Here is a 13744-nt window from a genome sequence, read left to right as displayed (position 1 = left end):
ATCTCCGGTGCTCAGATCAAGACGACGTCGAGGAGGACCCACGATGGCCGATGAGAAGCAGCTGCTCGACGCTTTGAGGAAGCTGGCCGCCGAGCACTTCGAAACCCGTGAGCGGGTCAAGGAGCTGGAGTCCGGCGCCCGCGAGCCGATCGCGATCGTGGGCATGGGGTGCCGGTACCCGGGCGGGGCGGTCGGTCCCGAGGAGTTCTGGGACCTGGTGGCCGACGGCGTTGACGCGGTGGGCGGGTTCCCGTCCGACCGCGGCTGGGAGGCGTTCGACAACCAGGGCGGATACCGCCGGCAGGGCGGATTCGTCTACGACGTGGCCGACTTCGACGCGGGGTTCTTCGGGATCAGTCCGCGTGAGGCGCTGGCGATGGACCCGCAGCAGCGGCTGCTGCTGGAGACGGCCTGGGAGGCGATCGAGCACGGCGGGATCGACCCGCGGTCGCTGCACGGCTCGGCGACCGGCGTCTTCGTCGGTGCGAGCCACGCCGGTTACGAGGCCAGCCTGCCCGTCGAGGACACCAGCCTGGACGGCTACCGGCTGATCGGCACGGTGTCGTCCGTGGCGTCGGGCCGGATCTCGTACTGCCTGGGTCTGAACGGTCCGGCGGTGACGGTGGACACGGCGTGCTCGTCGTCGCTGGTGGCGATGCACCAGGCGATTCTGGCGCTGCGGTCGGGCGAGTGCTCGATGGCGCTGGCCGGCGGTGTCGCGGTGATGGTGTCGCCGGGTGCGTTCATGGAGTTCGGGCGTCAGGGCGGTATGGCGTCGAGCGGTCGGTCGAAGGCGTTCTCGGAGGAGGCCGACGGCATCGGCTGGGGCGAGGGCGCGGGCATGGTGCTGCTGGAGCGTCTCTCGGACGCGCGCCGCAACGGGCACCAGGTGCTGGCGGTGATCCGCGGCAGCGCGGCCAACCAGGACGGTGCGTCGAACGGTCTGGCGGCGCCCAACGGTCCCTCGCAGCGGCGGGTGATCCGCGCGGCGCTGGCCAATGCGCAGCTGTCGCCCTCCGATGTCGACGCGGTGGAGGCACACGGCACGGGTACGACGCTCGGTGACCCGATCGAGGCGGGCGCGCTGCTGGCGACGTACGGCCAGGAGCGCTTCGAGGACCGGCCGTTGTGGCTGGGGTCGGTGAAGTCCAACATCGGGCACTCGCAGTGCGCGGCCGGCGTGGCGGGTGTGATCAAGATGGTGATGGCGCTGCAGCACGAGGTGCTGCCGAAGACGCTGTTCGCCGAGGAGCCGTCCTCGCACGTGGATTGGACGTCCGGGAACGTGCGGCTGCTGAGCGAACCGGTGGCGTGGCCGGCGGGTGAGCGGCCGCGTCGCGCGGGTGTGTCGGCGTTCGGTGTGAGCGGTACGAACGTCCACCTGATCGTCGAGGAGGCCCCGGCGGCCGCCGAGGCGGCGGTTGAGCCGGCGGGCCAGGAGAGCCCGGTGCTCACCGGGGCGGCGAGTGTGGCCTGGCCGGTCTCCGGTCGCAGTGCGGTGGCGCTGGCGGGTCAGGCGGCCCGGCTGCGTGAACACGTGGTGGCGCGGCCGGAGTTGCCGGTCGGCGATGTGGCCTGGTCGTTGGCGACGACGCGTGCGGCGCTGGAGCACCGGGCCGTCGTGCTCGGCGCGAACCGGGATGAACTGGCGGCAGGGCTGACGGCCGTCGCCACCGGGCAGCCGGCGGCGGGTGTGGTCACGGGGTCGGTGGCGGCCGCTGGTGTGGGGCGGACGGTGTTCGTCTTTCCGGGGCAGGGCAGCCAGTGGGTCGGCATGGGGCGCGAGCTGGCGGAGGCCTCGCCGGTCTTCGCCGCGCGGCTGGCCGAGTGCGCCGAGGCTCTCGCGCCGTACGTGGATTGGCAGTTGGACGATGTGCTGGCGGGCCGGCATGGTTTCGAGGCCGCTGACGTCGTGCAGCCGGCGCTGTGGGCGGTGATGGTGTCGCTCGCGGCGGTGTGGGAGGCGGTAGGTGTCGCTCCCGACGCTGTGGTGGGTCACTCGCAGGGCGAGATCGCCGCTGCCGCCGTCGCGGGGATTCTCTCCCTGGACGATGCCGCGAAGGTGGTGGCTCTGCGGAGCAAGACCCTGAAGGCGCTGGCCGGTCGCGGTGGGATGCTGTCGATCGCCGAGCCGGTGGACGGTGTCCGCGCCCGGATCGCTTCGTACGGTTCCCGCCTGTCCATCGCGGCCGTGAACGGTCCGTCGGCGACGGTCGTCTCCGGTGACGCGGATGCGCTGCGCGAACTCGCGGACTCCTGCGGGGAGTCCCCACGCGCCCGGATGATCCCAGTGGACTACGCCTCGCACAGCGCCCACGTGGACGAGCTGCGCGAGGAGATCCTGACCGTCCTCGACGGGATCCGGCCTCGTGAGGCGCAGGTCCCGATGATCTCCGCGCTGACCGGTGCATGGCTCGCGGGCCCCGAACTGGACCCTCCCTACTGGTACGCGTCGCTGCGCGAGACCGTGGAGTTCGACCGCGCCGTGCGGATCCTCGGCGACGGGGGCCACGGAGTGTTCCTGGAGGTCTCGCCGCATCCGGTGCTGACCCCGGCGATCGGTGACAGCCTGGAGGACCGCTCCCCGGTCGCCGTGGGCACCCTGCGACGCGACGAGGGTGGCGCGCAGCGTCTGCTGACCTCGCTTGCCGAGGCCTACGTCCAGGGCGCTCCCGTCGACTGGGCGTCGGTGCTCGGCGGCGGCACGGCGGTCGCGCTGCCGACCTACGCGTTCCAGCGGCGCCGCTACTGGCCCGAGGCCCCGGCGGTGGAGCGGGCGAAGCTGTCGGTGGACGACTGGCGCTACCGCATCACCTGGCAGCCGGCCACCGGGAGCGGCCCGGCGGACCTGTCCGGCACCTGGCTGGTCGTCGGCGACGCCCCCGACGCGGCCACGATTGCCGACGCGCTGGCGGCGCGTGGCGCCGAGGCGGTGCGGACGACGTTGGCGGGCCTCGATGCGGCCATCGCAGGCGGGGACGTGCGCGGTGTGGTGTCGCTCCTGGCGCTCGACGAGTCGCCGGACGCCGAGTTCGCGTGGCTGTCCCGGGGCAGCGCCGACACCCTCGACCTGGTCCAGAGGTTGGGCCGGGCCGGTGTCACCGCTCCGCTCTGGGTGCTGACCCGCGGCGCGGTGCAGGTCACGGACGGCGAGGTGACGACGAGCCCGGTGCAGACGCAGGTCTGGGGCCTGGGTCGTACGGTCGGTCTGGAGCATGCGGACCGCTGGGGCGGTCTGGTCGACCTGCCGCCGGTGGTGGACGCCGATGCCGCGGCTCGTCTGGTCGGTGTGTTCGCCGATGGCGGTGAGGACCAGGTCGCGGTGCGGCCGTCGGGTGTGTTCCTGCGCCGCCTGGTGCGGGCCGAGGCCCGGCGTGTGGAGCCGGAGGGCTGGTCGCCGCGCGGCACCGTCCTGCTGACCGGCGGCACCGGCTCGATCGGCGTCTGCATCGGCCCGTGGCTGGCCGAGCACGGTGCGCCGAGGGTCGTTCTGACCTCCCGCTCCGGGCCGTCGGCGCACGGCGTGGCGGCGCTGGCCGCCGCCGTGGCGAACGGCGGTTCGGCCGTCGAGGTCGTCAGCTGCGACCTGACGGAGCGTGCGCAGGTCACGGCGATGGTGTCGTGGATCGAGGACTCCGGCCCCGGCCTGTCCACCGTCCTGCACTCCGCCAACGCGCCGATCCTGGCCCGGGTGGAGGACACCAGCCGGGAGGAGCTGGCCGTCGCGGTCGGTGCGAAGGCGGCCGGCGCTGTCCACCTGGACGAGGCGACAGCCGGCCTCGGCATCGACGAGTTCGTCCTCTTCTCGTCGATCTCCGCCACCTGGGGCAGCAACGACCACGCCGCGTATGCCGCCGGGAACTCCTTCCTGGACGGGCTCGCGGAGGACCGTCGCGCCCGTGGCCTGCCTGGGACCTCGATCGCGTGGGGCGTGTGGAACACCCGCGACTGGGACGCCGTCGACGCGGCGATGGACCAGGCGCCCGGTCGCGTGACCCCGCACCGCCTGCTGCGGCAGGGCATGAACTTCCTCGACACCCAGCGGGCGCTGACCGCGCTCGGCGAGATCCTGGCCGACGACGAGACCTTCATCGCCCTCGCGGACGTCGAGTGGGAGAAGTTCGCGCCGGTGTTCACGGCCGCCCGCCCGCGCCCGCTGCTGGACACCATCCCCGAGGCCCAGGAGGACACGACGGTCCGTCGTGACGAGGACGGGCGTGGTGACTTCGAGATCCAGCTGGCCGGCCTGTCGGCGGCCGAGCGGCGCCGGACGGTCACCGAACTGGTGCGGACGCACGCGGCCGCGGTGCTGGGCCACGAGTCGGCGGACGAGATCGTCGCGACACGGGCCTTCCGCGAGTTGGGCTTCGACTCGCTGACCGCCGTCGAGCTGCGCAACCGCCTGAACACCGCGTGCGGCCTGCGGCTGCCGTCCACGGTGATCTTCGACCACCCGAGCGCGTCGGCGCTGGCGGATGAGATCCTGGCCGCGCTGTTCGGCGCGGACTCGGACGAGAGCCAGGCCGTGACGGCGGCGGCGGTGTCGACCGATCCGATCGCGATCGTCGGCATGGCCTGCCGCTACCCGGGCGGCGTCCGGACTCCGGAGGAGCTGTGGGACCTCCTGGCGGCGGGCGGCGACGCGATCGGCGCGTTCCCGGCCGACCGCGGCTGGGACATCGAGGCGCTGTTCGACCCCGACCCCGACGCCGAGGGCTCGACCTACGTCGTGGAGGGCGGATTCCTCAGCGGGGCCGCGGAGTTCGACGCCGGGTTCTTCGGGATCAGCCCGCGCGAGGCGATGGCCATGGACCCGCAGCAGCGGCTGCTGCTGGAGACCTCCTGGGAGGCCGTCGAGCGGGCCGGCATCGACCCGAAGTCGCTGCACGGCTCGGCGACCGGCGTGTTCATCGGTGCGGCGTCGTCGGGCTACATCGCGACGGGTGCCACCGTCCCGGGCGCCGAGGCGCACCTGATCACGGGGAACGCGCTGAGCGTGCTGTCCGGCCGGATCTCGTACACGCTGGGCCTGAACGGGCCCGCGGTGACCGTCGACACGGCGTGCTCGTCCTCGCTGGTGGCGCTGCACCAGGCGGGCCAGGCGCTGCGGTCGGGCGAGTGCTCGATGGCGCTGGCGGGTGGTGTGACGGTGATGGCCGACCCGGGCGAGTTCGTCGGCTTCTCGCGCCTGCGGGCGCTCGCCTCCGACGGCCGCTGCAAGGCCTTCGGCGAGGGCGCCGACGGCATGGGCATCGGTGAGGGCGCGGGCATGCTGGTGCTGGAGCGCCTCTCGGACGCCCGCCGCAACGGGCACCAGGTGCTCGGCGTGCTCCGGGGGAGCGCCGTCAACCAGGACGGCGCCTCCAACGGCCTGTCCGCGCCCAATGGCCCCGCTCAGCGGCGGGTGATCCGTGCGGCGTTGGCGAGTGCGCAGCTGTCGGCGGCGGATGTGGACGTGGTCGAGGCGCACGGCACGGGTACGACGCTCGGTGACCCGATCGAGGCGGGCGCGCTGCTGGCGACGTACGGCCAGGAGCGGTTCGAGAACCGGCCGTTGTGGCTGGGGTCGGTGAAGTCGAACATCGGGCACGCGCAGCAGGCCGCGGGTGTGGCGGGTGTGATCAAGATGGTGATGGCGCTGCGGCACGGCGTGCTGCCGAAGACCCTGCACGCGGACGAGCCGTCCTCGCACGTCGATTGGGAGGCGGGCAACGTCCGTCTGCTGCAGGAGGCGGTGGAGTGGCCGGCGGGCGAGCGGGTGCGCCGGGCGGGCGTGTCGGCGTTCGGGATCAGCGGTACGAACGTCCACCTGATCGTGGAGGAGGCCCCGGCGGCCGCCGAGGCGGCGGTTGAGCTGGCGGGCCGGGAGAACCCGGTACTCACCGGGGCGGCGGGTGTGGCCTGGCCGGTCTCTGGTCGTAGCGCTGCGGCGCTGGCGGGTCAGGCGGGCCGGCTGCGCGAGTACGTGGTGGCGCGGCCGGAGTTGTCGGTGGGCGACGTCGCGTGGTCGCTCGCGGCGACGCGTTCGGTGTTCGAGCAGCGTGCGGTCGTGCTGGGCGGCGAGCGCAGTGAGCTCGCGGCGGGTCTGGCGGCGGTGGCGACGGGGCAGCCGGCGGCGGGTGTGGTGACGGGGTCGGTGGCTCCTGGTGGGGTGGGGCGGACGGTGTTCGTCTTCCCCGGTCAGGGGAGTCAGTGGGTCGGGATGGGCCGTGAGTTGGCGGAGTCGTCGCCGGTGTTCGCGGCGAGGTTGGCGGAGTGTGCTGCGGCTCTGGCGCCTTATGTGGATTGGCAGTTGGACGATGTGTTGGCGGGCCGGCATGGTTTCGAGGCCGCTGATGTGGTGCAGCCGGCGCTGTGGGCGGTGATGGTGTCGCTCGCGGCGGTGTGGGAGGCGGCCGGTGTCGCTCCGGACGCGGTGGTGGGTCACTCGCAGGGTGAGATCGCCGCCGCGGCGGTGGCCGGGATTCTCTCCCTCGACGACGCCGCGAAGGTCGTGGCTCTGCGGAGCAAGACCCTGAAGGCCCTTGCCGGTCGCGGTGGGATGCTGTCGATCGCGGAGCCGGTGGACGGTGTCCGCGCCCGGATCGCCCCGTACGGTTCCCGGCTGTCGGTGGCGGCTGTGAACGGTCCGTCGGCGACGGTCGTGTCCGGTGACGCCGACGCGCTGCGCGAGCTCGCCGAGTCGTGTGGGGATTCGCCGCGTGCTCGGATGATTCCGGTGGACTACGCGTCGCACAGCGCCCACGTGGACGAGCTGCGCGAGGAGATCCTCTCGGTTCTCCAGGGCATCGCGCCGACCGAGGCCCGCATCCCCATGGTCTCCGCGCTGACCGGTGAGTGGCTCGCGGGCCCCGAACTGGATCCTGCCTACTGGTACGCGTCGCTTCGGGAGACGGTGGAGTTCGACCGCGCCGTGCGCATCCTCGCCGACGCGGGGCACGGTGTTTTCCTGGAGGTTTCGCCGCATCCGGTGCTGACCCCGGCGATCGGTGACAGCCTGGAGGAGCGCTCTCCGGTCGTCGTGGGCACGCTGCGACGCGACGAGGGTGGCGCGCAGCGTCTGCTGACCTCGCTCGCCGAGGCCTACGTCCAGGGCGCCCCCGTCGACTGGGCGTCGGTGCTCGGCCGCGGGACGACCGTCGCACTGCCGACCTACGCGTTCCAGCACCGCCACTACTGGCCCGCCTTGGACGGCCGCCGTTCCGAAGCGGGCGAGGCCACCGGTGCGGAGGCGGGTTTCTGGACCGCCGTGGAGAGTGGTGATGTCACGGCGCTCGCCGATCTGCTCGGGGTGGACCCGGCGGATGCCGCGCTGGGCGCGCTGACCGACTGGCGGCGCCGTGAGCGGGCTGGGTCGGCGGTCGCGGATTGGCGGTACCGGGTGTCGTGGGTGCCGGTGAGCGAGTCCGGCGGGGTGCTGGCCGGAACGTGGCTGCTGGTGGGGGAGTCCCCGGATGTCGCTGCGGTTGCGGAGGCGCTGGAGTCCCACGGGGCGACCGTGGTCCGCTCGGCTTCGGATGGCGTCGCTGCTGCGGTGGCCGCGTGCTCCGATCTGCGGGGTGTGGTGTCGCTGCTGGCGTTGGAGGAGTCGCCGGTGGGGGCGTTCCCGCTGGTTCCGGGTGGTCTGGCGGCGACGGTCGCGCTGGTTCGGGAGCTTGGCCGGCTCGGTGTGTCCGCTCCGCTGTGGGTGGTCACGCGGGGTGCGGTGGGTGCGGTCGCGGGTGATGTGGTGCGGCCGGTGCAGGCGCAGGTGTGGGGTCTGGGTGCTGTGGCGGCGTTGGAGTTGGCGGGTCGCTGGGGCGGGTTGGTCGATCTTCCTGCTGTGGTGGACGCCCGCGTCGGTGCGCGGTTGGTGTCTGTGCTGGTCGGCGATGAGGATCAGGTGGCGGTGCGTGCGGGCGGGGTGGTGGCGCGGCGGTTGGTGCGTGCCGGCCGTCCGGTCGTGCGTGAGGTGTGGTCGCCGCGTGGTTCGGTGCTGGTGACGGGCGGTACGAGTGGTGTGGGTGCGATCACCGCCCAGTGGGTGGCGGATCGTGGTGCGTCGCGGGTGGTGCTGACGTCCCGTTCGGGTCCGGGTGCCGCCGGTGTGGCGGAGCTGGCGGCGTCGATCGCGGCTCGTGGTTCGGCGGTGCAGGTGGTGGCGTGCGACGTCGCCGACCGGGCCTCCGTGGCGGGCCTGCTCGACTCGATCGACGCGACGGGCCCGGTGCTGTCGTCGGTGGTCCACTCGGCCGGAACGGGCGGCAGGACACCGGTGGAGCAGCTGTCGGTGGCCGAGCTGTCGCGGTTGCTGTCGGCGAAGGTCGGTGGCGCCATGGTGTTGGACGAGTTGACGGCGGGTCGGGATCTGGACGCGTTCGTGTTGTTCTCGTCGGGTGCGGGTGTGTGGGGCAGTGGTGGCCTGGGTGGTTACGCGGCGGCGAACGCGCATCTGGACGCGTTGGTGGCGGACCGTCGTTCGCGGGGTCTGGTGGCCTCGTCGGTCGCGTGGGGTCTGTGGTCCGGTGTCGGTATGGCCGCGAGCTCGGGTGGTGAGCGGTTGCGTGAGTTCGGGATGGAGGGTATCGACGGGCGTCGGGGCATGCTGGCGTTGGGTCAGGTCCTGGACGCGGGTGAGGGTGCGATGGTGGTGGCCGGTTTCGACTGGTCGCAGTTCGTGCCGACGTACACCCTGCACCGGGCGAGCCGTCTGCTGGCGGACCTTCCCGAGGTGCGTGCCGTCCTGGCCGCCGAGGCCGCCGTCGAGTCCGCGACCGAGGAAGTCGGCGAGTGGGCGGGCCGGTTGGCCGGCATGCCGGTCGCTGAGCAGCGTCAGGTCCTGACCGACCTGGTGCGGGGTCACGCGGCCGCTGTTCTCGGCCACGACTCGGCGGACGACGTGCTGCCGCAACGCGCGTTCAAGGAGCTGGGCTTCGACTCGGTCGGAGCGGTCGAGCTGCGGAACCGCCTGTCCAAGGTGCTCGGTGTCAAGCTGGCCTCCACGATGGTCTTCGACCACCCGAACGCCACCGCCCTCGCGGACTACCTGCGGGGCGAACTCGTCGGCACCGCTGGGCAGACGGCCCAGGCCGACGGTGCGGTCCAGGTCGTGGCCGCGGCGATCGGCGAGCCGATCGCGATCGTCGGCATGGGGTGCCGGTACCCGGGCGGTGTGACGGGGCCCGACCAGTTCTGGGACCTGCTCGTCGCGGGGACCGACACGATCAGCGAATTCCCGACCGACCGAGGCTGGGAAGCGGTCGAGGAGGGCTTCGGCCAGCGGCAGGCGTACCGCCGACAGGGCGGATTCATCTACGACGTGGCCGACTTCGACGCGGGGTTCTTCGGGATCAGCCCGCGTGAGGCGCTGGCGATGGACCCGCAGCAGCGGCTGCTGCTGGAGACGTCCTGGGAGGCGATCGAGCGCGCGGGGATCGACCCGAAGTCGCTGCACGGCTCGGCGACCGGCGTCTTCGTCGGTGCGAGCCACGCCGGTTACGACGCGAGCCTGCCGGCCGACGACCGGAGCCTGGACGGCTACCGGCTGATCGGCACGGTGTCCGCAGTCGCCTCGGGCCGGATCTCGTACTGCCTGGGCCTGACCGGTCCCGCCATCACGGTGGACACGGCCTGCTCGTCCTCCCTGGTGGCGATGCACCAGGCGATGCTCGCCCTGCGGTCGGGCGAGTGCTCGATGGCGCTGGCCGGCGGTGTCGCGGTGATGGTCTCGCCCGGCGCGTTCATGGAGTTCGGCAGCCAGGGCGGCATGGCCTCCAGCGGCCGGTCGAAGGCGTTCTCGGACGAGGCCGACGGCATCGGCTGGGGCGAGGGCGCCGGCATGGTGCTGCTGGAGCGTCTCTCGGACGCCCGGCGCAACGGGCACCAGGTGCTGGCGGTGATCCGCGGCAGCGCGGCCAACCAGGACGGTGCGTCGAACGGTCTGGCGGCGCCCAACGGTCCCTCGCAGCGGCGGGTGATCCGCGCGGCGCTGGCCAACGCGCAGCTGTCGCCCTCCGATGTCGACGCGGTGGAGGCGCACGGCACGGGTACGACGCTCGGTGACCCGATCGAGGCGGGCGCGCTGCTGGCGACGTACGGCCAGGAGCGCTTCGAGGACCGGCCGTTGTGGCTGGGGTCGGTGAAGTCCAACATCGGCCACACCCAGTGCGCCGCCGGTGTCACCGGCGTGATCAAGATGGTGATGGCGCTGCGAAACGGCATGCTGCCGAAGACCCTGCACGCGGAGCAGCCGTCGACCCACGTGGACTGGGACACGGGCAACGTCCGTCTGCTGCAGGACGCGGTGGAGTGGCCGGCCGGCGAGCGGCCGCGCCGGGCCGGTGTGTCGGCCTTCGGCGTGAGCGGCACCAACGTCCACCTCATCCTGGAGGAGGCACCCGACGCCGAAGCCGAGGAGCTGGAAGCCGAGGCGCTTCCGGTGCTCGCCGGTGGGACGTCGGCCTGGCCGGTCTCCGGTCAGAGCGCTGCGGCACTGGCGGGTCAGGCGGGACGACTGCGTGAACACGTGCTGGCGCGGCCGGAGTTGCCGGTCGGCGATGTGGCGTGGTCGCTCGCGACGACGCGTGCGGCGCTGGAGCACCGGGCCGTCGTGCTCGGTGGCGAGCGGAGCGAGCTCGCGGAGCGTCTGGCGGCGGTGGCGACGGGTCAGCCGGCGGCGGGTGTGGTGACCGGGGCGGTGGCTCCTGGTGGTGTGGGGCGGACGGTGTTCGTCTTCCCCGGTCAGGGGAGTCAGTGGGTCGGCATGGGCCGTGAGTTGGCGGAGGCCTCGCCGGTGTTCGCCGCCCGGCTGGCGGAGTGTGCTGCGGCTCTGGCGCCTTATGTGGATTGGCAGTTGGACGATGTCCTGGCGGGCCGGCATGGTTTCGAGGCCGCTGATGTGGTGCAGCCGGCGCTGTGGGCGGTGATGGTGTCGCTGGCCGCGGTGTGGGAGGCGGCCGGTGTCGCACCGGAGGCGGTGCTGGGTCACTCGCAGGGTGAGATCGCCGCCGCGGCGGTGGCCGGGATTCTTTCCCTGGACGATGCCGCGAAGGTGGTGGCTCTGCGGAGCAAGACCCTGAAGGCCCTTGCCGGTCGCGGTGGGATGCTGTCGATCGCGGAGCCGGTGGACGGTGTCCGCGCCCGGATCGCCCCGTACGGAACCCGCCTGTCCATCGCGGCCGTGAACGGCCCGTCGGCGACGGTCGTGTCCGGTGACGCCGACGCGCTGCGCGAGCTCGCCGAGTCGTGTGGGGATTCGCCGCGTGCTCGGATGATTCCGGTGGACTACGCGTCGCACAGCGCCCACGTGGACGAGCTGCGCGAGGAGATCCTCGCCGTCCTCCAGGGCATCACGCCGACCGAGGCCCGGATCCCCATGGTCTCGGCGCTGACCGGCGCGTGGCTGTCCGGCCCCGAGCTGGACCCGGCGTACTGGTACGCGTCGCTGCGCGAGACCGTGGAGTTCGACCGCGCCGTGCGGATCCTCGGCGACGGGGGCCACGGAGTGTTCCTGGAGGTTTCGCCGCATCCGGTGCTGACCCCGGCGATCGGTGACAGCCTGGAGGAGCGCTCCCCGGTCGTCGTGGGCACGCTGCGACGCGACGAGGGTGGCGCGCAGCGTCTGCTGACCTCGCTTGCCGAGGCCTACGTCCAGGGCGCTCCCGTCGATTGGGCGTCGGTGCTCGGCGGCGGCACGGCGGTCGCGCTGCCGACCTACGCGTTCCAGCGGCGGCGCTACTGGCCCGAGGCCCCGGCGGTGGAGCGGGCGAAGCTGTCGGTGGACGACTGGCGCTACCGGATCACCTGGCAGCCGGCCACCGCGAGCGGCCCGGCGGAATTGACCGGCACTTGGCTGGTCGTCGGCGACGGTCCCGACGCGACGACGGTCGCCGAGGCGCTGGCGAGTTGTGGTGCCGAGGCCGTGCGGACGACGTTGGCGGGCCTCGATGCGGCCATCGCCGGTGCCGGTGCGGATGTCCAGGGCGTGGTGTCCCTCCTGGCCCTGGACGAGTCGCCGGACGCCGAGTTCGGGTGGGTCCCGCGCGGCAGCGCCGACACCCTCGATCTGGTGCAGAAGCTGGGCCGGGCCGGGATCGCCGCTCCGCTGTGGGTGCTGACCCGTGGCGCGGTGCAGGTCACGGACGGCGAGGTGACGACGAGTCCGGTGCAGACCCAGGTCTGGGGCCTCGGCCGCGCCGTGGGCCTGGAGCACGCGGACCGCTGGGGCGGTCTGGTCGACCTGCCGCCGGTGGTGGACGCCGATGCGGCCGCCCGGCTGGCCGGCGTCCTCGCATACGGTCGGGAGGACCAGGTCGCGGTGCGGCCGTCGGGTGTGTTCCTGCGCCGCCTGGTGCGTGCCGAGGAACACCGGCCCAAGGCCGGAGCGTGGAGCCCTCAGGGGACGGTCCTGCTGACCGGCGGTACGGGCTCGATCGGTGTCTGTGTCGGCCCGTGGCTGGCCGAGCACGGTGCGCCGAGGGTCGTTCTGACCTCCCGCTCCGGGCCGTCGGCGCCCGGCGTGGCGGCGCTGGCCGCCACGGTCGCGGGTTCGGGCACCGCCGTCGAGGTCGTGTCGTGCGACCTGACGGAGCGTTCGCAGGTCACGGCCATGGTCGCGTGGATCGAGGACTCCGGCCCCGGCCTGTCCACCGTCCTGCACTCGGCGAACACGCCGTACCTGGCCCGACTTGAGGACACCAGTCGGGAGGGTCTGGCGGCGGCACTCGGTGCGAAGGCGGCCGGCGCCGTCCACCTGGACGAGGCGACGGCGCACCTGGGCATCGACGAGTTCGTGATGTTCTCCTCGATCTCCGCCACCTGGGGCAGCAACGACCACGGCGCGTACGCGGCCGGGAACTCCTTCCTGGACGGCCTCGCCGAGGACCGTCGCGCCCGTGGCCTGCCGGGGACCTCGATCGCGTGGGGCGTGTGGAACACCCGCGACTGGAACGCCGTCGACGCGGCGATGGACCAGGCGCCCGGCCGGGTGACCCCGCACCGGCTGCTGCGGCAGGGCATGAACTTCCTCGACACCGACCGGGCCCTGACGGCGCTCGGTGAGGTGCTGGCCGACGACGAGACGTTCATCGCCCTCGCGGACGTCGAGTGGGAGAAGTTCGCGCCGGTCTTCACCGCCGCCCGCCCGCGCCCGCTGCTGGACACCATCCCCGAGGCCCAGGAGGACACCTCCTCCGGCCGTCCGGAGGACGACCAGCGCAACGAGTTCGCCGCCCGCCTGGCCGGCCTGTCGGCCGCCGAGCGGCGCCGGACCGTCGTGGAACTGGTGCGGACGCACGCCGCCGCGGTTCTCGGCCACGACTCGGCGGACGAGATCATGGCGAGCCGGGCGTTCCGCGAGCTGGGCTTCGACTCGCTGACCGCCGTCGAGCTCCGCAACCGCCTGAACAGCGCGTGCGGGGTGCGGGTGCCGTCGACGCTGGTCTTCGACCACCCGACCCCGGAGGCGGTGGCGGACTTCCTGATCACCGAGCTGACCGGGAGGGAACTGGTCGGCCACACGGCCGTGCTGGACGAGTTCGAGCGGCTGGCCGCCGGGCTCACCCCGTCGGACGACGAGACCCGCGCGGAGATCGTCGCCCGCCTGGAGGCGCTGACCCACCGCTTCCGCGCCGTCCGCGAGACCGGGGCGGACGGAACGGGCGAGGCTGACGAGCGCGCTCTGCAGGAGGCCACCGCCGACGAGCTGTTCGCCCTCCTGGAGGACGAGCTCGACGATCCGGACTTCGACTGACCATGCCGGGACCGT

The 13744-nt window shown here is 73.0% G+C and carries 1 protein-coding gene; it reads left to right on the top strand.

The window, feature by feature from the left end:
• The first annotated feature begins 43 nt into the window (after nucleotides 1-43).
• Nucleotides 44-13729 carry a type I polyketide synthase gene (locus ACZ5GH_RS06390; RefSeq protein ID WP_464333679.1) on the top strand — a complete coding sequence of 4562 codons (13686 nt, stop codon included), beginning with the start codon at nucleotides 44-46 and terminating at the stop codon, nucleotides 13727-13729.
• Nucleotides 13730-13744 lie beyond the last annotated feature (15 nt).

Source organism: Kitasatospora sp. Xyl93 (assembly GCF_055383135.1).
The sequence above is the reverse complement of the archived record's forward strand: the minus strand, read 5'-3'. Positions and strand labels throughout refer to the sequence as shown.

What these genes read in the sequence shown, in the direction of transcription:
- ACZ5GH_RS06390 (WP_464333679.1), top strand. Translation starts at nt 44, where the DNA reads ATGGCCGATGAGAAGCAGCTGCTCGACGCTTTGAGGAAGCTGGCCGCC.